The sequence below is a fragment of the Pantoea sp. B623 genome, assembly GCF_024814475.1.
Taxonomy (GTDB): domain Bacteria; phylum Pseudomonadota; class Gammaproteobacteria; order Enterobacterales; family Enterobacteriaceae; genus Pantoea; species Pantoea ananatis.
Window position 1 is genome coordinate 2949058 of the sequence record NZ_JANUXM010000004.1, and the last position, 22246, is coordinate 2971303.

19 protein-coding genes are annotated in these 22246 nt (G+C 54.5%); 12 read left to right on the forward strand and 7 right to left on the reverse strand.

The genetic code is table 11. The annotated features are described in order from the left end of the window. Positions 1 to 127: 127 nt before the first annotated feature. The 4 genes from NXS97_RS15555 (at position 128) to NXS97_RS15570 (ending at position 7796) form a co-directional block, all read left to right on the forward strand. Positions 128 to 1843 carry an autotransporter assembly complex family protein gene (locus NXS97_RS15555; protein ID WP_259232812.1) on the forward strand — a complete coding sequence of 572 codons (1716 nt, stop codon included), beginning with the start codon at positions 128 to 130 and terminating at the stop codon, positions 1841 to 1843. After that, entirely contained in the window at positions 1840 to 5607 is a 3768-nt protein-coding gene (locus NXS97_RS15560) for a translocation/assembly module TamB domain-containing protein (protein ID WP_116220083.1), read from the forward strand. Before NXS97_RS15555 ends, NXS97_RS15560 begins: the two co-directional genes overlap by 4 nt. Before the next feature lie 2 nt (positions 5608 to 5609). After that, the gene (locus NXS97_RS15565) at positions 5610 to 5966 is read left to right on the forward strand and encodes a gamma-glutamylcyclotransferase (protein WP_013027378.1); all 357 of its coding nucleotides are present in this window, start codon (positions 5610 to 5612) and stop codon (positions 5964 to 5966) included. A 348-nt stretch (positions 5967 to 6314) separates the two neighbouring features. Then, on the forward strand, positions 6315 to 7796 hold the full coding sequence (locus NXS97_RS15570; protein WP_013027377.1) for a glucosyltransferase domain-containing protein: 1482 nt from the start codon (positions 6315 to 6317) through the stop codon (positions 7794 to 7796). 143 nt (positions 7797 to 7939) lie between these two features. Here the strand turns inward: NXS97_RS15570 and ppa are convergent, their stop codons facing one another. The 3 genes from ppa to NXS97_RS15585 all read right to left on the reverse strand — a co-directional run bounded on the left by ppa (position 7940) and on the right by NXS97_RS15585 (position 9491). Further along, on the reverse strand, positions 7940 to 8470 hold the full coding sequence (gene ppa / locus NXS97_RS15575) for an inorganic diphosphatase (protein WP_013027376.1): 531 nt from the start codon (positions 8468 to 8470) through the stop codon (positions 7940 to 7942). Positions 8471 to 8570: 100 nt separating this feature from the next. After that, on the reverse strand, positions 8571 to 9020 hold the full coding sequence (locus NXS97_RS15580; protein WP_022622414.1) for a DUF441 domain-containing protein: 450 nt from the start codon (positions 9018 to 9020) through the stop codon (positions 8571 to 8573). Between the two features lie 60 nt (positions 9021 to 9080). Next, positions 9081 to 9491 carry a lysozyme inhibitor LprI family protein gene (locus tag NXS97_RS15585; RefSeq protein WP_072138345.1) on the reverse strand — a complete coding sequence of 137 codons (411 nt, stop codon included), beginning with the start codon at positions 9489 to 9491 and terminating at the stop codon, positions 9081 to 9083. Positions 9492 to 9670: 179 nt separating this feature from the next. On the opposite strand from NXS97_RS15585, the gene NXS97_RS15590 reads away from it, so the two are divergent. After that, on the forward strand, positions 9671 to 11230 hold the full coding sequence (locus NXS97_RS15590; RefSeq protein WP_116220082.1) for a methyl-accepting chemotaxis protein: 1560 nt from the start codon (positions 9671 to 9673) through the stop codon (positions 11228 to 11230). 34 nt (positions 11231 to 11264) lie between these two features. Here the strand turns inward: NXS97_RS15590 and fbp are convergent, their stop codons facing one another. After that, positions 11265 to 12272: a class 1 fructose-bisphosphatase gene (gene fbp / locus NXS97_RS15595; protein WP_006118345.1), complete on the reverse strand. Its 1008-nt coding sequence runs from the start codon at positions 12270 to 12272 to the stop codon at positions 11265 to 11267. Between the two features lie 167 nt (positions 12273 to 12439). Here fbp and mpl point away from each other — a divergent pair, with 167 nt between their 5' ends. Continuing rightward, complete coding sequence (gene mpl / locus NXS97_RS15600; RefSeq protein WP_116220081.1) at positions 12440 to 13795, forward strand: UDP-N-acetylmuramate:L-alanyl-gamma-D-glutamyl-meso-diaminopimelate ligase; 1356 nt, start codon at positions 12440 to 12442, stop codon at positions 13793 to 13795. 85 nt (positions 13796 to 13880) lie between these two features. Here the strand turns inward: mpl and yjgA are convergent, their stop codons facing one another. After that, positions 13881 to 14426, reverse strand: a complete 546-nt coding sequence (gene yjgA / locus NXS97_RS15605) for a ribosome biogenesis factor YjgA (RefSeq protein WP_028715846.1) — start codon at positions 14424 to 14426, stop codon at positions 13881 to 13883. 113 nt (positions 14427 to 14539) lie between these two features. Here yjgA and pmbA point away from each other — a divergent pair, with 113 nt between their 5' ends. Continuing rightward, a complete protein-coding gene (gene pmbA / locus NXS97_RS15610; RefSeq protein ID WP_116220080.1) occupies positions 14540 to 15880 on the forward strand; it encodes a metalloprotease PmbA in 1341 nt (446 codons plus the stop codon). A 95-nt stretch (positions 15881 to 15975) separates the two neighbouring features. Then, positions 15976 to 16362, forward strand: coding sequence for a cytochrome b562 (gene cybC, locus NXS97_RS15615; RefSeq protein WP_013027369.1), 387 nt, complete (start codon positions 15976 to 15978; stop codon positions 16360 to 16362). Positions 16363 to 16398: 36 nt separating this feature from the next. Here the strand turns inward: cybC and NXS97_RS15620 are convergent, their stop codons facing one another. Together NXS97_RS15620 and NXS97_RS15625 are read right to left on the reverse strand one after the other, a co-directional pair. Then, positions 16399 to 17196 carry a DeoR/GlpR family DNA-binding transcription regulator gene (locus NXS97_RS15620; protein ID WP_128391724.1) on the reverse strand — a complete coding sequence of 266 codons (798 nt, stop codon included), beginning with the start codon at positions 17194 to 17196 and terminating at the stop codon, positions 16399 to 16401. Positions 17197 to 17230: 34 nt separating this feature from the next. After that, the gene (locus tag NXS97_RS15625) at positions 17231 to 18127 is read right to left on the reverse strand and encodes a sugar kinase (RefSeq protein ID WP_116220079.1); all 897 of its coding nucleotides are present in this window, start codon (positions 18125 to 18127) and stop codon (positions 17231 to 17233) included. Between the two features lie 165 nt (positions 18128 to 18292). Between NXS97_RS15625 and yihU the strand changes: the two genes are divergently transcribed. Genes yihU through NXS97_RS15645 form a run of 4 tightly spaced genes read left to right on the forward strand, consistent with a single transcriptional unit; the run spans position 18293 to position 22225 of the window. Further along, on the forward strand, positions 18293 to 19189 hold the full coding sequence (gene yihU, locus NXS97_RS15630; RefSeq protein WP_105079154.1) for a sulfolactaldehyde 3-reductase: 897 nt from the start codon (positions 18293 to 18295) through the stop codon (positions 19187 to 19189). A 23-nt stretch (positions 19190 to 19212) separates the two neighbouring features. After that, complete coding sequence (gene yihT, locus NXS97_RS15635; RefSeq protein ID WP_015699437.1) at positions 19213 to 20088, forward strand: sulfofructosephosphate aldolase; 876 nt, start codon at positions 19213 to 19215, stop codon at positions 20086 to 20088. Between the two features lie 13 nt (positions 20089 to 20101). Beyond that, positions 20102 to 21343 (forward strand): sulfoquinovose isomerase, encoded by a 1242-nt coding sequence (yihS, locus tag NXS97_RS15640; RefSeq protein ID WP_014594704.1) that lies wholly within the window; start codon positions 20102 to 20104, stop codon positions 21341 to 21343. Between the two features lie 33 nt (positions 21344 to 21376). Continuing rightward, positions 21377 to 22225: an aldose-1-epimerase gene (locus tag NXS97_RS15645; protein ID WP_015699439.1), complete on the forward strand. Its 849-nt coding sequence runs from the start codon at positions 21377 to 21379 to the stop codon at positions 22223 to 22225. The last annotated feature ends 21 nt before the right edge of the window (positions 22226 to 22246 follow it).

Below are 22246 nucleotides of genomic sequence, written 5' to 3' on the forward strand. Positions count from 1 at the left end.
AAAAGTGCGGCTATGATGAGTGAGTTGCCGTCGCGATCGTATCGGTAACGAGGATTAACACGCGCCCTGTGGAATGGGGCAGGCATGACAGACAGGAGTACAGGTGCCACGATTTTATGTTTATTGCATGGCGGGTTTACTACTCGTCGCGCCCGCCTTCGGGGCAGGGCCGGTTCGACTACAGCTGGAAGGGCTAACCGGAGAACTGCAAAAAAACGTCAGGGCACGCCTGTCGACTATTGGCAGCGATGAAGTCACCAACGATGGCCGCTTTCGCTCCCGCGTATCCGCGGCAATAAAAGAGGGGCTGCGTGCGCTTGGCTATTATGAGCCGGATATCGACTTCGTATCCCGGCCCGCGCCACCTCAGGGCGGCCGTCCGGTGTTAATCGCCCGCGTCACGCCCGGTCAGCCGGTAAAAATTGCGGGCAGTACGATTATCGTCACCGGCCAGGCTAAAAACGATGCGGACTATAAAAACTGGATCGCGCAGGGGCACCCCAAAGTCGGAACGGTGCTGAATCACGGGCAGTACGACAAATTCAAAAGCGGCTTCACTAACCTTGCCCTCCGTAACGGCTATTTCGACGGTGAGTTTGAGAAAAGCGAGCTGGGCGTTTCCGTTGCGCGCCACGAAGCCTTTTGGGATCTCGATTACAACAGCGGCCCGCGCTATCGTTTTGGCAATGTCAGCTTTGAAGGTTCGCAGATTCGCGAAGCCTATTTGCAAAATTTAGTCCCTTTTAAAGAGGGCGATTACTACAGCTCGCGCGATCTGGCTGAGCTTAACCGCCGTCTTTCTGCGACCGGCTGGTTCCAGTCAGTTGTGGTTGCGCCTGAGTTTAAGCAGGGACGTAAAACCAAAGTCCTGCCCTTGAATGCGGTGGTATCGCCCCGCGCTAAAAACACCATCGAAGCCGGTGTCGGTTATTCAACCGATGTCGGACCGCGCCTGAAAGGAACGTGGAGAAAGCCCTGGGTTAACGATCGCGGTCACAGCATGGTCGCCAGTGCCTATGTTTCTGCCCCCGAGCAGCAGGTCGATCTCAGTTATAAAGTCCCCTTGCTGAAAAGCCCCCTGGAGCAGTACTACACGTTCTCGGGCGGCCTGAAGCGCACCGACCTCAACGATACCAAGGCGGACACCAGTACGCTGGCGGTATCACGTAACTGGGACAGCAGCAGCGGCTGGCAAAGAGCCCTTAATCTGCGCTGGAGCCTGGACCACTTTACACAGGGTAACGTCACTAACACCACGATGCTGCTCTATCCCGGCGTCAGTCTCAACCGCACCCGTTCGCGCGGGGGCTTAATGCCCACCTGGGGCGACTCGCAGCGTTATTCCGCCGATGTGTCCGATACCACCTGGGGATCGGATGTCGATTTCTTGATCCTGCAGGCGCAAAACGTCTGGATCCGCACACTGGGCGAAAAGAACCGCTTTATCGCGCGCGGCACAGTGGGATGGATTGAAACCAACGACTTCGACAGGGTGCCGCCGGACCTGCGTTTCTTCGCTGGCGGGGATCGCAGCATTCGCGGTTATAAATACAAAAACGTTTCGCCCCGTGACAGTGACGGCAAACTGACCGGGGCCTCGAAAATGGCCACCGGTTCGCTGGAATATCAATACAACGTCAGCGGCAAATGGTGGGGTGCGGTGTTTATTGACTCCGGTGAGGCCGTTAATGACATCAGTCAAAGCAATATCAAAACCGGTGCCGGTATCGGCGTACGCTGGGCATCACCCGTGGGGCCCATTAAGTTTGATATTGCCCGCCCTATTGGCGACAGCGAGGAGCATGGTGTGCAATTTTACGTAGGATTGGGGCCTGAATTATGACGCGCTGGAAAAAGGTCCTGATTGGCTTTTTGATTTTTTTAGTGCTGCTGTTTGCCGGCCTGGCATTTTTGATTGGCACAACGCCGGGATTACATCTGGTGCTGAAGGGCGCTTCGCGCTGGGTGCCGGGGCTATCCATTAACAAAGTGGACGGTGGCTGGCGTAATCTTACCCTCAGTGGATTGCGCTATGAGATGCCTGGCGTCAGCGTGAACGCGGGCAATATCCATCTGGCCGTGGATCTTAACTGCCTGCTGCACTCGTCTGTTTGTGTGAACGATCTTACGCTGAAGGATATCAGCGTGGTGGTCGACAGCAAAAAGATGACGCCCTCCACCGCGCCGCCGGAAGAAGAAAGCGGCAAGACAAACCTTAGCACGCCCTATCCGATCGCCCTGCGCCACGTGGGCCTGCACAATATAAACGTGAAAGTGGATGATACCGCTATTTCGCTGGTGGATTTTACCACCGGCCTGCAGTGGCAGGATCGTGCGCTGACGCTCAATCCCACCCATATTCAAAGCCTGCTGATTGCGCTGCCGAAAGCGGCGCAGGTGGCAAAAGAGCAGGTGGTGCAGCCCAAAATACAGCAGCCGAAGCCCGACGAGAAGCCGCTGGGCGAAACCTTACAGGCGATGTTTGCCAAACCGCTGTTGCCTGAACTGCCCGACTTTCAGCTTCCGCTGGACATTGATGTACAGGACATTGTGGGCGAGCAGTTGCGGATTACTGGGGATACCGATATTACGGTGAGCCGATTGCAGGTGAAGGCAAAAACCCTCGACCGGCATATGCAGTTGCAAACGCTGGCGGTGGATTCAAACCTGGGCAAGCTGAACGGCAGCGGTCAGGCGACGCTGGCCGACAACTGGCCCGTTGATTTGACGCTAAACGGTGACGTGAACGTTGATCCGGTGAAAGGCGAAAAGCTAAATCTGACAGTAAAAGGTGCGATGCGCGACGAGTTGAAACTGGCGCTAACGCTTTCAGGCCCGGTGCGCGCGCAGCTCGATGCCAGCGCCCAGCCCGCCGTTATTGGGCTTCCGCTGGCGCTCAACCTGACCAGTCCGCAGTTACGCTGGCCCCTGACCGGGCCGGTTCAGTATCAGGCCGACGATCTTCACTACCAGTTCAACGGCAAGGCGACTGACTATGTCATGTCGCTCCGTACGTCGGTCAAAGGGGAGTCGGTGCCGCCTGCGACGGTCGCCCTGGAGGGGAAAGGCAACGTTCAGCAGTTCAGTCTGGATAAGCTGCGTGTGGCGGTGTTGCAGGGCAACGTTGACCTGACAGCGCTGGTGGACTGGAGCAAAGCGATCAGCTGGCGCAGTGAGTTGACGCTGGACGGCATCAATACCGCACGCCAGTATCCTGACTGGCCGGCAAAGCTGAACGGCAACATTACCACGCGCGGCAGCCTGTATGGCGGCAGCTGGCAGATCAGCGTACCGCAACTGATGCTAAAAGGTAACGTTAAGCAGAATGCGGTCAGCGCAGAGGGGACCTTAAGGGGCAACAGCTACAACCAATGGGATATCCCCGGTATCAAAATAGCGCTGGGACGCAATCACCTGGAGATAAAAGGCAGTCTGGCAGATAGCCTGAACCTGGATGCCAACGTTGATGCGCCCCGTCTTGATAATGCACTGCCGGGCCTGGGCGGCGTGGTGAAAGGGGATATCAAAGCACGCGGTACGCTGAAAGCGCCACAGTTGCTGGCCGATCTTACCACCACGGGTTTACGCTGGCAGCAACTGCTTGTCCGCCGCATCACCCTGAAAAGCGACGTGCGCTCCAGCGATCAGATCGCCGGTAAACTTCAATTGCGGGTTGAACAGCTAAAACAGGATGCACTCAACATCAGCCTGCTGACGCTCAATGCCGAGGGTGATGAAAAGCAGCACCAGCTCAAACTCAACGTACAGGGTGAGCCGGTATCAGGACAGCTTGCGCTCAACGGCAGCTTTGACCGTCAGACAGAGACGTGGAAAGGCAGCCTTAATAACACGCGTTTTGACACGCCGGTGGGTGAATGGCGCCTGACGCGTGCGATGACCATTGACTATTTTAATCAGAAACAGAGCGCGACGATCGGCCCCCACTGCTGGCAAAACCCCAATGCACAGCTTTGTGTGCCAGAACCGATTGAAGCCGGCCCCAGTGGTCATGCTCACGTGGTGTTAAACCGCTTCGATCTGGCAATGTTGAAACCCTTCCTGACCGATCAAACGCAGCTGAGCGGCGTGTTCAGCGGCGATGCCCGCGTCAACTGGACGGCGGAGGGTAAACTGCCCGTCGGCACGCTGGCGCTGAAGAGTAACAACGTGAAAGTCGCGCAGGATGTGCAGGGCAATACGCTGCCCATCGCCTTTAACACGATTAATGTTAATGCGGCACTGCGGGACGGACGGGCTCAGCTCGACTGGCTGATTCGCATCGTGAATAACGGTCAACTGGACGGCAATGTGCAGATTACCGATCCGCAGCAGCGCCGTACGCTGGGCGGCAACGTGAATATCCGCAACATCTCGCTGGCAATGATCAACCCGGCGTTGATGCAGGGCGAAAGCATCAAAGGCAATCTGAACAGTAATCTGCGTCTGGGAGGAACGGCACAGCAGCCGCAGATTTTTGGTCAACTCGGCCTCAAAGATGTGAATGTAAAAGGCAACTTCATGCCGGTGGATCTCACCAGTGCCAGCCTGAATATGGTGTTTAACGGCATGAGTTCGACGCTGAATGGCCTGCTCCAGACCGCACAGGGCAACATTAACCTGAGTGGTGATGCGGACTGGAGTCAGTTGGATAACTGGCGTGCGCGCGTTGCCGCTAAAGGCAGTCGGGTTCGCGTCACCGTGCCGCCCATGGTGCGCATGGACGTTTCCCCGGATGTGGTCTTTGAGGCTACGCCAGCCGCCTTTAACCTTGACGGCCGGGTGGATATCCCATGGGCGCGCATCACGGTACAAGAGGTGCCAGAGAGCGCCGTGGGCGTCTCCTCTGACGAGGTGATGCTGGATAAGAACCTCAAACCGATTGAGCCTAAAACCGCCTCAATACCGATTAACAGTAACCTGACCATTCACGTCGGAAACGACGTACGTCTGTCGGCCTTTGGACTAAAAGCCCGGCTCAATGGCGATCTGAAAATGGTGCAGGATAAATCCGGACTGGGGCTTAACGGACAGATCAACATTCCATCCGGCCGTTTCCATGCCTATGGTCAGGACTTGATCGTACGCAAAGGTGAACTGCAGTTTGCAGGCCCGCCAGACCAGCCTTATCTCAACCTGGAGGCGATTCGTAATCCGGATGCAACAGAGGATGGCGTAACCGCAGGATTGCGCGTCACGGGGCTGGCAGACGAGCCAAAAGTAGAAGTGTTCTCCGATCCGGCGATGTCACAGCAGGAAGCCCTTTCATACCTGTTACGGGGTCAGGGACTGAAAAGCGACGGTGACGGTAACGCACTAACTTCGGCGTTAGTCGGCTTAGGGGTTGCACAAAGTGGGCAGGTTGTGGGTAAAATCGGCGAGACGTTCGGTGTAAGTAACCTTGCTCTCGACACCACCGGCGTTGGCGACAGTCAACAGGTGCAGGTCAGCGGCTATGTACTGCCGGGTCTACAAGTAAAATACGGAGTGGGCATTTTTGATTCACTGGCAACGTTAACCTTGCGTTACCGCCTGATGCCCAAACTCTATTTGGAAGCCGTGTCCGGTGTGGATCAGGCTCTTGATTTGCTTTATCAGTTTGAGTTTTAGCAATGCGAATAATTGTCTATGGCAGTTTACGGCGCAAACAGGGAAACAGTCACTGGATGACACACGCGCAATGGTTGGGTGACCATCAGATTGAGGGCTATGAGCTTTACAGTCTGGGTCACTATCCCGGCGTGATTACTGGCGAAGGAACGGTATATTGCGAAGTATACCGAATTGATGCCTCCATCCTCGCCGAGTTAGATGCGCTTCGCACCAAAGGCGGAGAATACAAACGTTTTCTGATTCAGACGCCGTTTGGGAGCGCGTGGCTTTATGTTTATCAACGTTCAGTTTCAGGACGTCAGCGCATTATGAGCGGCGACTGGCTGAAACGTGAAGAGGAGCAGGAAAGCGATTAGTTCGTTGGACTCACCAGCCAGTTAAGCTGAATGCCATTCAGATAAAAGGGTTCATGATCTTGATGAACCCTTTTATTCCTGTTTTCAGGCGACTCTCCAGCCTGCCTCATTATCGTGTCTTCACAGGGCTTTTAAGACGAGACGTAATGTCTTCGGTGTCGTGCGGCCGTAAGCAAGACAGGATTTAATCATGGGCAATTTATGAAAAAGTGTGGAAAGGGCGGTTAATGTCGTTAATGATACAAAACCTTTTCCGGTAAGCATACGGGCGGGTAAGTGCGTCGCATGAACGCCCGGTTATCACTCACTCAGCGAATGACCGTACAGATATCATCAAAGTGAAGAGTAATGAAAAAAACAATCAATATTTATCTTATCGCTGCTTTTATATTTTCTTTACCGCTGTTACTTGCCAATACTTTTTATATTGATGACAACGGCAGAGCAATAACGGGCAATGCACTCTGGGGGAGAGACGGAAGGCCATTAGCTGACCTGCTAATGAAAGCGCTGTTCCTCAGTTCCCATGTTTCAGACATTTTTCCTTTACCGCTCATTATCACTGCCGTTCTTATCGCTGTAACGTTGGCACACTATCATCATCGCCACTTCACCGCGTCGAAAACCTGGGTTGGCGTGTTAGCCACGCTGAGTTTTTTTGCTAATCCGTATCTGGCTGAAATATTTTCCTATCGTTTTGATGTGCTCACTATCGGTTCTGCGCTCGTGTTGAGCCTGGCCTGGGTATTATTTCCGGTACAAAAAACGATTATCCAGTTCCTGACAGCGGTCTTTGTTCTTCTCGCTATTTATTGCCTTTATCAAATAGCCATCAATATTGCGGTCATGATGGTCTTTGTTGTGGCATTTGGTCAGATGGTGAACAATACGCCGCCGTTACAGATTATTCGCGATCTTGTTCAGCGAGGTGCAGCGTTTCTGGTCGCGTCTGTTATCTACCTTAAGATCCTGTTACCGCTAACCTTCTCTGGTGAGCATGCTGCCAATCATCCCGGTATTGCCAGTAACCAGCTATGGGGAACTCTCTGCAACAATGCGCTGGCCTACTGGCATTTTATTGATGCTACCTTCTATAAAGATGGCAAAGGGATGGCAGTGCTGCTTTCAGTTCTGGTCGTGGCTGTCGTGTCCGCAGCAATAATTGCCCTACGCTATGTACAACAACAGCGTAATCCCATCCGTATTATGGTTGCCATACTGGCGCTGCTGTTCCCCTTCGCTGCCTTCGTGATTATTCCGGGGAGTCTGCTTATTTTACAGAATCCCCTTCTTGCTCCTCGGGTGATGCTGGCAGTGAGTGGGTTTATGCTGTTCAGTGCAACATTACTGGCATGGGCAATGAAGGGAAAAGGCGCCTTCGTCAACGTCATTATCGCGATTCCTTTGCTCTATGCATTTACGGGCATATATGTGTACGGTAATGCGGTTCATCAACAGGACGTAATTAATGCCGGGATTACGAATCAGTTAAAACGGGACACGAATGCATTGTCTGTGGGAGCGCTCTATATGCAGTTTAACGGGACCGCGCCTCGTTCACCTGTCTATCTCAATTCTCTTAATAATTATCCTGTGCTCAGTGCGCTGATTCCTGAATATTTTGCCAACTGGTGGTTTCCGTTTCCCTATATGGCAATAAGAGGCTTTAAAGCGTCCAATCCCATACAGGACGATATTACGGTAAGCCATGAGGATGTGGTCATGTCGATGTGCCATGGAGAACGCATTGCTCATAATCAGGACTATGACCTGTATAAGTATCGCGATCGTTTAACCGTCGATTTCACATTAAAGGGATGCCAGCACTAACAGGCGGCCAGCCCGCAACGAAGCAACATAATAACGACAAAAAAATACAGGCCCGTAGCAGGGCCTGTATGTATGACAAAGGAAAACGTCGTTTGCCTTTTGTCCTGTGCTGAAAACGGTAGGGCGTTTCAGCGCAAGGGGATTTATTTCTTCGCCGCACGCTCGAAAGAAGAGATGATCTCAGCTTTCGCTGCTTCAGCGTTATCCCAGCCGTCAACCTTAACCCATTTGCCTTTTTCCAGATCTTTGTAGTGCTCAAAGAAATGGGTGATCTGCGCACGCAGCAGCTCTGGCAGGTCGTTCACATCTTTAATGTGATCGTATTCTTTGGTGAGCTTGGTATGCGGAACGGCAACCAGCTTGGCATCTTCACCTGACTCGTCGGTCATTTTTAATACGCCAACCGGGCGGCAACGGATCACTGAGCCTGGCTCCAGTGGGTACTGGGTAGGGACCAGCACGTCTACCGGATCGCCATCCAGTGACAGGGTATGGTTGATGTAACCATAGTTGCACGGATAGAACATCGCAGTGGACATGAAGCGATCTACAAACAGGGCTCCAGAATCTTTATCAACTTCATATTTGATCGGATCGGCATTGGCCGGGATCTCAATAATTACGTAGATATCTTCTGGCAGGTCTTTACCTGCTGGCACCTGGTTCAAACTCATCGGGAATTCCTTCAGTCGTCGTGTGTTGAGTGTTGGCTATTATAGCCAACTGACTGTGAAAGTACGCCCCCTTTTTGGCGTTTCGGAATGCTCCTCAACGCTATTTGGCCGTGATGAACAGGGAAACAATGCCCGCAGCAATCAATGGCCCTACCGGGACGCCGCGGAAAAACGCCACACCAATCACCGTGCCCATCAACAACCCGCCAATGACCGAAGGTTGCACGCTCATATAGCTGACGCCACGGCCGCCCAGCCAGGCGACAAAAATACCCACCAGCACCGCCACAATGGATTGCCAACTGGCAAAGGACTTAATCAGGGAGGAGGCGGGCAACGAACCGCTGGCGAGCGGGGCCATGACCGCCACCGTAAGGATGATAATGCCTATCGTAATGCCCTGTTTTTCCACGTAAGGGAAGAACTGCGCCAACGGGGTCAGTTTGATGGCCAGCAGAATCAATATAGAAAGGGTGACGGCGGTGTTGTGGACAAAATAGCTCAGTATGGCAAGGCCGATTAATATCAGCGTAGAGGCATAAGCAGCCATGATTTTTCCCTGCAGGTAAAAGACAACATTGGCAAAAAGCCAACAACGGACTGACATTAATCAACAATCGTCGGGGTTAGCGCAACTGCCATTGGCCAAAGATTGCAGTTGTAACGTTTGATTGCGTACCAGGGCTGTACTCTGCGCCGCCAGCGCAACGGGACCAAGGGTGCCCTGCGTATTCAGTTGGCTGCGGCTCGCCGCTAACCATGCCTCACGGTATTTCATCCATGCGCGCTGTGCGGCACGCAGTTTTTCTCTGGGCTGTCCGCTTAATTTTTTCATCAATGCACTGTACTGCGTGTTCATTTCCTTGTCCCACTCCTGGGTCGCCGCATCCTGGCATTGCATCAAGGCCAGCGTGGTATCAGCTTGATTAAGGCATTGATTTAATGTGACATCAATAGTGGACTGCTCCGCAACTGCTGCGTTGCAGCTTAAGAGTAACAGCAACACCCATCTTCTTTTCATGGATTTCCCCTTTTGTTTTTTTAACACAATACCTTCAGATTCATTAACAGATTAGCGGTAATGAATGGGTTAATCATTCACTGGCGTTAAAGTTTACGAATCGCAGTGCCGATACTTTCTCCGTTTAAGGGTTGTCGAAATTTTTTTCGCCTTTTACTACTCATACGGAAACGATCAAGATGAAACAGTTATCACTACGCACGGGGTTGCTGGCGTTGCTGGCATTCATGACACTGCTGCTGTTGGCGGTGAGTGTGATGGGCATTGTGGCCATTAATAAAGGTAACCGTTCTTTGGATGTGATCAACCGCATTCAGGGAATCGAGTTAAACAGCTTGTATCAAAGTAATGCCGATTTAATGCGCGCACGGGCCAGTGCTGCGCTGGCGGTGCGTAAAATTGAGATTGGTTTACTGGATGAGGGCGCGCAGGTCACCAAAACGGCGCAGGCTGATGTCGCGGCATCGCAGCAGAATCTTAAGCGATTTGTCGATGCCGGTACCGTGACCGCTGAAGGGAAAATTATGGCCGATGCCATCGCATCCAGCTATAAGGACTACCTCGATCAGGGCATCCTGCCAATGATGAAGGCGCTGGATAAACAGTACAACGATGAATACTACCAGCTGCTGGAAGGCAAGCTGGAGCAGCTTTCGGCGAAATACAGCAAAGCGGTAGAAACCTTCGGTAAAAAAGCCGATGAGATTACCCAGGCGCAATTAGTTGAAGCCCAGCGCAATGAAATCATGATGAAAGTGCTGATAGCCGTGGCCGTCGGACTCTCGTTGTTGCTGCTGGTGCTGGCCTGGGTGCTGTTGCGCCGCATGCTGCTGATTCCGCTAAACAACGCGATCATCCATCTTGAGCAGATTGCGGCGGGCGATTTGTCCCAGACGTTGCCGCTGGCGGGCAATAATGAGCTGGGGCGCCTGAACAATGCGCTGGCGGGCATGCAGCATGCGTTGCGCGAATCGGTTAATCAGGTGCGCGAAGCCGGCCTGAAAATTGACATCGGTAGCCGTGAACTGGCCGCCGGCAATGTCCATCTTTCCCAACGTACCGAAGAGTCAGCGGCATCGCTGGAGCAAACGGCGGCCAGCATGGAGCAGCTAACTGCAACGGTCCGTCTTAACGCCAGCAATGCCCAGCAGGCCCATCAGCTGGCTAACGCCGTGTCTGACAGTGCCGATCGCGGCGCAGAGGTGGTGAATTATGTTATGGAAAAAATGCATGAAATCACCGACAGCGCTAACCGTATCGGCGATATCCTGAGCGTCATTGACGGCATTGCTTTCCAGACCAATATCCTGGCACTGAACGCGGCGGTGGAAGCGGCACGTGCCGGAGAGCAGGGGCGCGGATTTGCCGTGGTCGCCAACGAGGTTCGTACGCTGGCACAGCGCAGTGCCAGTGCGGCGAAAGAGATCCGTACGCTGATCGGTGATTCACAAACGCGCGTCAAAGAGGGCAGTGAAATGGCGACGCGTGCGGGTGAAACAATGGATGAGATTGCCGCTGAAGTTATGCGGGTTACGGCCCTGATGAAAGAGATTTCCATGGCGTCAGAAGAGCAGAGCCGGGGAATCGATCAGGTGAATCACGCGGTCACGCAGATGGATGAAGCGGCGCAGCAGAACGCGGCGCTGGTAGAACAGGCAACGGCGGCGACCCATTCACTGGAGTCGCAATCCGAGCAGCTCCAGGCGGCGATGGCGCAGTTCAGGCTGCAGCAGTCGTAACGCAAAAAGGGCGCGTCACGCGCGCCCTTAATGTTTAGCCCTGACGGCACTCGGGGAATTCAGCCAGGAAACGCTCTACGTCGTCAACCATGGCGGTGTTACCGCAGTAGAACGGACAGCGTTGGTGCAGCGTGACCGGGGGAATATCCAGGATACGGTTCTGACCGTCGCTGGCTTTACCGCCGGCCTGCTCCGCTAGGAAAGCCATTGGGTTGCACTCATACAGCAGGCGCAGCTTGCCTTTTGGATGGCTGGCGGTGCTGGGATAAAGATAAATACCGCCCTTCAGCAGGTTACGGTGAAAATCCGCGACCAGAGAGCCGATATAGCGTGATGTGTAAGGACGGTGCGTCGCCACATCCTCTTCCTGACAGAATTTCAGGTACTTTTTCACGCCCTGTGGGAAACGAATGTAGTTACCTTCGTTAATGGAATAGGTGTAACCCACTTCCGGATAGGTCATGCGTTCATGGCTGAGGCAGAACACGCCCAGAGAGGGATCATAGGTAAACGCATGGACGCCACAGCCGGTGGTGTACACCATCATGGTGGATGAGCCATAAACGACGTAACCGGCGGCAACCTGTTTGTTGCCTGGCTGCATGAAGTCGGCTTCGACAACTGGCGTACCCGGCTCGCTGACGCGGCGATAGATGGAGAAAATGGTGCCGACGGAGACGTTAACATCGATGTTCGACGAACCGTCGAGCGGGTCCATCAATACGACGTATTTTCCGTTTTCCTCGCCTTCAAAGATAACAAACTCATCTTCTTCTTCAGAAGCGATACCGGCAACAATGCCGCGTGCTTTCAGTGCGGCTTTGAGTTTTTCGTTGGCGAACAGATCCAGTTTCATCTGCTGTTCACCCTGAACATTCTCAACGCCGCTGGCACCAAGAATATCGACCAAGCCGGCTTTGTTGATATCACGGTGAATAATTTTAGCACCCAGCTTAATGGCTGAGATAAGTGCCGTCAGTTCACCTGTGGCGTGCGGAAAGTCGTGTTGCTTCTCGACGATAAATTCGCCCAACGTTTTCATAACACATTCCCTGAATCATCGATGGAGTGGCAGCGGCATACTTAACTGCCCGTGGATGCGTACGCAGTTTAGCCGATTGAACTTTAAAAACCATAGTCCTAATCCGTTTCTTCCGTGTGCAAGCGAGGTTACACTGTGCGCCGAACTTTTGAGTTATGGACCTCGTTATGCGCATTCACATCCTCGGGATATGTGGCACTTTTATGGGCGGACTGGCTATGCTGGCCCGCTCCCTTGGTCATCAGGTGACAGGCTCTGACGCCAATGTCTATCCACCGATGAGCACGTTGCTTGAGCAGCAAGGCATTGAATTAACAGAGGGTTACGATGCGAGCCAGCTTGAGCCCGTACCGGACCTGGTCATTATTGGCAACGCCATGACGCGCGGTAACCCCTGCGTGGAAGCGGTACTGGAACGCAACATTCCTTACCTCTCTGGCCCCCAATGGCTGCACGATTTTGTGCTGCGCGATCGCTGGGTGCTGGCCGTGGCGGGCACGCACGGTAAAACCACCACAGCAGGCATGGCAGCGTGGATTCTGGAAGCCTGCGGCCTTGAACCTGGCTTTATTATTGGTGGCGTACCCGGTAACTTCGATGTTTCTGCAAAATTAGGAAAAAGCCCATTCTTTGTCATTGAGGCTGATGAATACGACTGCGCGTTTTTCGACAAGCGCTCGAAATTCGTCCATTACTGCCCACGTACGCTGATTCTGAATAATCTTGAATTCGATCATGCCGATATTTTTGACGATCTGCGGGCCATCCAGAAACAGTTTCATCATCTGGTACGCATTGTGCCGGGTCAGGGCAAGATCCTGCTGCCAGAGCACGATCATAACCTGAAGCAGGTGATGGCAATGGGCTGCTGGAGCGAACAGGAGCATGTGGGCGACGGCGGTCACTGGCAGGCGAAGAAGCTGACGCCGGATGCCTCCCGCTGGGAAGTGCTGCTGGCGGGTGAAAAAGTGGGCGAGGTGAACTGGGGACTGGTAGGCGAGCACAACATTCACAATGGCCTGATGGCGATTGCGGCAGCGCGCCATGTCGGCGTAAAACCTGAGGACGCAAGCCAGGCGCTGGACAGCTTTATTAATGCCCGTCGCCGTCTTGAGCTGCGCGGTGAGGTCAACGGCATCAAGATCTATGATGATTTTGCCCACCATCCGACGGCGATTCTGGCCACGCTGAGCGCACTGCGCAGTAAAGTGGGCGGCACCGCGCGCATTCTGGCGGTGCTGGAGCCGCGTTCAAACACCATGAAAATGGGCGTGAATAAAAATGAGCTGGCACCGTCGCTGGCGCGCGCAGACGAAGTGTTCCTGTTCCAGCCGAGCCATATTCCGTGGCAGGTCGCTGACGTCGCAGAAGCCTGCATGCAGCCCGCTCACTGCAGCGCGGATATCGATACGCTGGTAGAGACGATCGCGAAAACGGCCCAGCCGGGCGATTCCATCCTGGTCATGAGTAACGGGGGCTTTGGTGGGATTCATCAGAAGCTGCTGGATCGTCTGGCGCGCTGATCACTAGCGGACCCGTTCCTCTCCCTCAGACGGGAGAAGAAAACCCTGCGGCTGGGCGCTGCTCAGCCGCAAATCAGCGGAAAGGTCAGACGGTTTCGGCTAACTCACGCAGATACTGAAAAATCTGACGGGCAGATTTTGGCGGTTTGTTACCGGCTTTTTCCTTCTGCGCATTACGGATCATGCTACGCAGCTGCTGGCGATCGGCCTGCGGATAAAGGGCGATCACGTCCGCCATCGCCTCATCACCCTCATCAATCAGACGATCGCGCAGCATTTCCAGTTTATGGAACAGGGCGACCTGCTGGTTGTGACGGTTCTTGAGTTTGTCGAGTGCGATGCGGATCGGCTCAACATCCATACTGCGCAACAGTTTACCGATAAGCTGTAACTGACGGCGGCGACCTTCTTTCTTGATGCGCTGTGCCAGTTCAATCTCGTTACGTAAACGCTCGTCCAGCGGAATTTTATCCAGAGAGTTTTTACCCAGATCGACCAGCTCGGCACCCAGGCGTTTCAGCTCTTCAGCATCACGTTTTATTTCGCTCTTACTAACCCAAATAATCTCTTCATCTTCTTCTTCGTGATTATCGGGTACATTGTCGAGCCACTCATCAGGCTGCTTAGTCATATCTGGCTCCAAAAAAAAGAGGCTAATCCTACCAGTTTATCGGGTGACTGCGAAATTGTTCTCTGACTCTGATAGACTCAAATTATTCAACCATAAGATTAGACGGCAGGTCGATGAACGTATCAACTCAAGTTGCAGAACAGCGAACAGCACTGGAACAGGCAATTGCGCAGGCGCTTGAACTGGCAAAAGCAAGTACGGATGGCGCGGAAGTCGCGGTGAGCAAGACGACCGGTATTGGTGTGAGTACCCGCTACGGCGAGGTAGAAAACGTTGAGTTCAACAGCGACGGCGCACTGGGTATTACCGTTTATCATCAAAACCGTAAAGGCAGTGCTTCATCGACCGATCTCAGCCCGGATGCGATCAAACGGACTGTGCAGGCGGCGATCGATATTGCACGCTATACGTCACCCGATCCTTTTGCCGGACCGGCGGATGCAGAATTACTGGCTTATGAGGCTCCGGATCTCGATCTTTACCATCCGTGGGAGATCGATGCCGATCACGCCATCAAACTGGCGGCCCAGGCAGAACAGGCGGCGCTGCAGGCGGACAAACGCATCACCAACACCGAAGGCGGCAGCTTTAACAGCCACATCGGGATTAAAGTCTTCGGTAACAGCCACGGCATGTTACAGAGCTACTGCTCCAGCCGCCATTCGCTTTCCAGCTGCGTAATTGCTGAGCAGGACGGCAATATGGAGCGTGACTATGCTTACACCATCGGCCGGGCAATCGACGATTTAAAAAGCCCGGACTGGGTCGGCGCAGAATGCGCGCGCCGTACGCTGTCGCGTCTTGCGCCACGCAAGCTCGACACCATGAAAGCGCCGGTGATCTTTGCCCCCGAAGTGGCAACGGGTCTGTTCGGTCACCTGGTGGGCGCCATCAGCGGTAGCAGCGTGTATCGGAAATCCACCTTCTTGCTGGATGCCATGGGCAAACAGATTCTGCCTGAGTGGCTGACCATTCAGGAGCAGCCGCACCTGTTGAAAGGTTTAGCGTCAACGCCGTTTGACAGCGAAGGCGTTCGCACCCTGGCTCGCGACATTATCAAAGATGGCGTGCTGCAAACCTGGCTGATGACCAGCTATTCGGCGCGCAAGCTGGGCCTGACCAGCACCGGCCACGCGGGCGGTATCCACAACTGGCGCATCGCCGGTCAGGGGCACAGCTTCGACGCTATGCTGAAGCAGATGGGCACCGGCCTGGTGGTGACAGAACTGATGGGGCAGGGCGTCAGTGCGATCACGGGCGACTACTCACGTGGCGCAGCCGGTTTCTGGGTAGAAAACGGTGAAATCCAGTATCCGGTAAGCGAAATTACTATCGCCGGTAACTTAGGCGACATGTGGCGGAACATTGTCACCGTGGGCGATGACATTGAAACGCGTAGTAATATTCAGTGCGGTTCGGTCTTACTCCCCGAAATGTATATTGCCGGACAGTAAAATCTCTTTTAAGTTGTTTATGCGATAGCAAGCGGAGGGCATCGACCCTCCGTTTTTTTATAAAAAGCATTCCCACAATAAAAAGGAAGCTGAGCATGCGTAAAGAGCTTATGTCGTTGTTAGCTGTAGCCGTGTTATCCGTGAGCGTGACCGCCGGTGCTGCCTCTCTTGAGCACGATATGAAAGATATGTCGGGTATCTATAAGTCACTGGACGGGGCGAAAAGCGCCGACCAGTTGCACAAGATGTTAAGTGATTTGCGTGCTAAAGCAGAGGATGCCAAAAAAGGCACGCCGGACAAGCTGGAAGGCAAAGCCCCGGACAGCCCGGAAATGAAAGACTTTCACAAAGGTATGGATGACCTGATCGCCCAGATTGATAAAGCGGATGCGCTGGCTAAGCAGGGTAAACTGGATGAAGCCAAAGCAGAAGCGCAAAAGCTGGCGGCTATCCGTAACGAAAACCACAAGAAGTTCCGCTAATTTTACCGATAACCCCGGCTTGCCGGGGTTAATTGCTCAGGGCTCTTCATCGTCGCCTGGCGTCGCCTGAATGATTTCCACCTGATGCGCTTTAAGCACGTTCTGCAACGCCGTTGCCGGCAACCGATCTGTAAACAGGGCGGTCGCCTGGGTAACGCTGCCCATTTCTACCGCTGCCGATGCCTGAAACTTGGTGTGGTCTGCCGCTAACAAAATATGACGCGCATGCGCCATCATGGTTTGCGCCACGGCGGCCTCGTTAACATCAAATTCCAGTAGCGCCCCATCGCTCTCAATGGCGCCCATGCTGGTAACCAGATAATCTGCCCGAAAACTGGCCACAAACGCGGACGTGACCGGGCCAATAATGCCACCGTTGTGGGCGCGCAGCGTGCCGCCGGGCACCATCACTTCAAACTGTGGGCATTTATACAGAATATGGGCGACACGAAGGCTGTTGGTAATAATGCGCAGATGTTTATGGTTTGCCAGCGCCCGGGCGACGTGTTCAACCGTAGTGCCAATAGTGATAAATACCGTTGATCCATCGGGAATATAGTCCGCAATGGCTTCCGCAATCGCACGTTTTTCTTCGGTCTGTGAGACTTCGCGCTGTTCAAAAGCGGTATTCACTACGCTGGAAGCACGGCCCGCACCACCATGATGACGCGTGATTAATCCCTGATCGCTGAGTTTACGAATATCGCGCCTGACCGTTTGTGTGGAAACGTCGAGCAGCAAGGCGAGTTCATCAATATTCATGTAGCCACGTTCAGCGATCAGCCTGAGCAAACGATCGTGGCGAGGATTACCGGTTACGTCCGTGAGGATCATGGATTGTTCTCTGAATACCACCATGGCACACAGTTTATACATTTACCGACATAAAAGAACAGGTTTGATCATAATCAGGGATCCCGTCTCGCCCGCCCGGTCGCGTACATTTTAGCGCCGCGACCGCACTGGCAAAGCGCACGGCCTCTGTGACAGAGCCCTTCTGCGCCAGTTTCACGGCCAGCCCCCCGTGGAAGACGTCGCCCGCGCCGGTGGTATCGACGACCTGTACCTCAAAGGCGGGCTGATGCTGGAGCGTGCCGGCGTCCAGCCAGACGCAGCCCTGAGCGCCCTGGGTAACATAGACATGACCATTTGTGAGCATTTGTGCTTTTTTTAACGCCGCCGTTTCCCCCTCCAGCCCGGTTAAGCGCTGTAAACCCGGCGCTGAAAATGCCGCATGATCGCTTAACGCCACCAGCTCCCCAATGTCCTGCGGGGTCACATCCCCATCCAGAATGGTGGGAACGCCCTGTTGGCGGGCCAGGGTAAACGCGCACTTGGCACCCTGGTGCCAGCGAACATCTGCCAGCACCGAATCCCATTGTGAGAAGTCGATCTCTGTTAGCCAGTCTGCGCATTCTGCTAAGTCCGGGCTAGGGTAGTTGGCAATCATCCGTTCCCCCTCGGCATCCACTAGAATCGCGGATTGTGAAGAGCGGGCGGCCTCGAAAACCTTAGTATATCGGGTCTTTACGCCGTACTCATTTAACTCAGACAGCAGTCTCTTCCCTGTGTCATCGTCACCAACCCGACCAATAAAATCCACCTCTGCACCCAGTTTAGCTGCGGCAACGGCCGCTGTAGCAGCCGGACCACCGCCGACTTCCCGATAGTTGTTTGCCACATATTTTCCGCTCTGAGACGGCAAGGTATCCAGATACCAAATGCGATCTAATACGGTGACCCCTACACAAGCAATACGCGTCATAACGCTTCCTCACATTTTGTTGGTGTTGTCATTTTAATTTCATCAAATGTTTTAAAAGTGACACCTGTCAATTTTTTGACCATAAATTACAAATATGATCTAAAACAGACAGTAAAAGTCGTCTGTAGTGACAAAATATGACAATAACGGGGTTGGGAGAGCGGTATGTCGGTAATTGCGTTTATTGGATTGGGACAAATGGGCGGGCCGATGGCGAGCAATCTGCTGAAGCAGGGCCATCAGCTCAACGTCTTTGATGTGGATCCTCAGGCCGTCGCGCGTCTGGTTGATAAGGGCGCCCGGGCGAGCGTTTCAGCTGCGGAGGCGGCAACCGGGGCCGAGTTTGTTATCACCATGCTGCCCAACGGCGAGTTAGTGCGTTCCGCACTGCTTGGCGACAAAGGTGTGTGTACCACGCTGGCATCCACTGCGCTGGTGATTGATATGTCCACGATCCATCCGCTGCAAACCGATCGGCTGATCGGTGAGATGGCCGCTCGCGGCTTCAGCATGATGGACGTGCCCGTCGGCCGCACGTCAGACCATGCGATAGCCGGTTCACTGCTGCTGCTGGCAGGCGGCACGCCGCAACAGGTTGCACGAGCAAAACCCGTGCTTATGGCGATGGGCAATGAGCTGGTCGTGGCAGGCGGCCCTGGTATGGGGATTCGCGTCAAGCTGATCAACAACTACATGAGCATCGCCCTGAATGCCCTCTCGGCGGAAGCGGCGGTGCTGTGTGAAGGTCTGGGGCTGTCGTTTGACGTGGCGTTGCAGGTGATGAACGGCACGCCTGCGGGCAAAGGGCATTTCACCACGACCTGGCCTGACAAGGTACTGAAAGGGGATCGCTCACCGGCCTTCATGATCGATCTGGCGCATAAGGACCTGGGGATTGCGCTGGATGTTGCCAACCAGCTGCATGTACCGATGCCGCTCGGGGCTGCCTCACGTGAAGTTTACAACCAGGCCCGCGCTGCCGGACGCGGACGCGAGGACTGGACCGCCATCCTTGAACATGTTCGCGCCAGCGCGGGCCTCATTTCTCCCCACACAGTGTGACGCTTAATTCAGAGGAAAGAAGCATGACTCATTACACCCTTAAAGACATCACCCGACCTTCAGGTGGTTTCGCCATGCTCGCAGTCGATCAGCGTGAGGCCATGCGTTTGATGTTCGCGGCCGCTGGCGCGTCACTACCCGTCAGCGATCGCGTGCTGACCGAGTTTAAAGTCAATGCCGCCAGCGTGTTATCGCCCTATGCCTCGGCGATCCTGATTGATCAACAGTTTTGTTTCCCGCACATCGTCGAACGGCAAGCGGTTGCCCCCGGCTGCGGCCTTATCGTCGCGGCGGATGAATTCATTCCGGGCAATGGTATTCCGGTGGACAGCGTGGCGATCGATAACAACGTCGATCCGGTGGCGATGAAGCGTGACGGCGCGAAGGCGCTGAAGCTGCTGGTGCTGTGGCGCAGCGATGAAGATCCGCAGCAACGTCTCGACATGGTTAAGGCCTTCAACACCCGCTGCCACCGCCATGGCCTGCTCAGCATTATCGAACCGGTAGTCAGGCCACCGCGCCGCGGCGATCGCTTTGATCGCGAGCAGGCGATCCTGGACGCGGCCACAGAATTGGGCAACAGCGGCGCGGATCTCTACAAGGTGGAAATGCCCCTGTACGGCAAAGGTACACAGTCGGATCTGCTGGCGGCCGCGCAAAAGCTCAACGATCGGATCGCGATGCCGTGGGTCATTCTCTCGTCCGGCATTGATGAAAAATTATTCCCGCGCGCCGTGCGGGTGGCGATGCAGGCGGGCGCATCGGGCTTCCTGGCCGGGCGAGCCGTCTGGTCTTCCGTCATTGGCTTACCGGATACCGACCTGATGTTGCGGGATGTCTCCGTCCCCAGGCTGCAACGGCTGGGTGAGATCGTAGATGAAATGATGGCTAAACGCTAAGAGGGCAACGCAAATGAAATGGTTTAACACGCTGAGTCATAACCGCTGGCTCGAACAGGAAACGGACAGGATTCTCGACTTTGGTAAAAACGCAGCGGTCGCCACCGGATTTGGCTGGCTGGGGAATACCGGGCAGGTAAAACCCGAGATGGGCACGCACCTGTGGATTACCGCACGCATGCTGCATGTCTATGCCGTTGCGGCCTCGATGGGACGGCCGGGAGCTTATCAACTGGTCGATCACGGCATTAACGCCCTGAATGGTGCGCTGCGCGATAAACAGTACGGCGGCTGGTATGCCTGCGTAAACGATGAAGGCGTCGTTGATGCGTCCAAACAGGGTTATCAGCACTTTTTCGTGTTGCTGGGCGCGGCCAGTGCGGTCACTACGGGGCATCCTGCCGCCCGCCAGCTGCTGGATGACGCGATCGACGTGATCGATCGCTACTTCTGGAGTGAAGACGAACAGATGTGCCTGGAGTCCTGGGATGAAGCCTTTAGCAAGACAGAAGACTACCGCGGCGGCAATGCCAATATGCACGCCGTTGAAGCCTTCCTGATTGTCTATGACGTCACGCACGACAAGAAATGGCTGGATCGCGCGCTGCGTGTCACCTCGGTGATTATTCACGACGTCGCGCGCAACGGTGAGTACCGCGTCAATGAACACTTCGACACTGACTGGAACCCATTACGCGATTACAACAAAGAGAATCCCGCTCACCGCTTCCGGGCTTATGGCGGCACGCCCGGACACTGGATTGAATGGGGACGTCTGATGCTGCATCTGCATGCTGCGCTGGAAGCGCGCTTCGAAACGCCGCCGGCCTGGCTTATTGAAGATGCGAAAGGCTTATTCCACGCCACTATCCGCGATGCCTGGGCGCCCGATGGCGCAGACGGGTTTGTTTACACCGTGGACTGGGATGGCAAGCCCGTAGTGAGTGAAAGAGTGCGCTGGCCCGTGGTTGAGGCAATGGGCACGGCTTACGCCCTGTATGCGGTCACTGGCGAGGCGCAATACGAAGCCTGGTACCAGAAATGGTGGGATTACTGCATCACTTACATGATGGATTTCGAGAATGGCTCATGGTGGCAAGAGCTGGATTGCGAAAACAAGGTGACCACCAAAGTGTGGGACGGCAAACAGGATATCTATCACCTGCTGCATTGCCTGGTGATCCCGCGCCTTCCTCTGGCACCGGGGCTGGCACCCGCCGTAGCGGCAGGATTACTGGACTGTAATGCGAAATAACCCCTGAAAAACAGACTAACGGGAGTACCAGCTATGCACAGCAGCGGACAAACCCTTGTTCTTCACGCTGGAGAATATCAGGCAAAAATCGTCACCGTAGGCGCTGGCCTGGCTGAGCTGACGCACGCGGGCCGCCATCTGGTGCTCCCACATCCTCCGGAGGCAATGCCGCTGGCGCATATGGGCAAAGTCCTGATTCCCTGGCCGAATCGCGTCTCGAAAGGAACCTGGAAACATAACGGCAAGCTGCTTCAGCTACCCATCAATGACCACGAAGGCGTTACCGCCATTCACGGCTTATTGGCCTGGCGTGACTGGCAGATCGCCAAACACACCGACAGCGAGGCGACCTTAACGGTTTTCCTGCCGCCCAGTTACGGCTATCCGTTTGCGTTGCTATCGGCAGTGACTTACCGGCTTGATGCCGCACAGGGCCTGCAGGTCAGTATCAGCAGCCAGAACGTAGGCGATCAACCCGCGCCCTACGGTGTCGGTTCGCATCCTTATCTGACCTGCAACATGACCCTGGTGGATCACTGCCTGCTGACGCTACCGGCCGCGATTGCAGAAGGGGATTTTCTTACCCCGCGTCGGTTGGCGTCGACGCAGATCGACTGCAGTGTTAACACCCGCGCAGCCGGACGCGAATGGGAGGTGAGATTAACTTGTCCACAGCAGGCACTTTCGGTTTTTTTACGCAGCGATCAACCCTGGTTGCAAATTTACAGCGGCGAAAAACTTGGCCGCACGGGATTGGCAGCCGAGCCGATGAGTTGTCCACCTGACGCGTTCAATTCTGGCATTGATGTGATTTTTCTTGCGCCACAGGCGCGCCATCTCATGACGTTCACGATTGGCTGTGACCAGCACGAATCACGCTAAACCTTATTTTTTTATCCTACA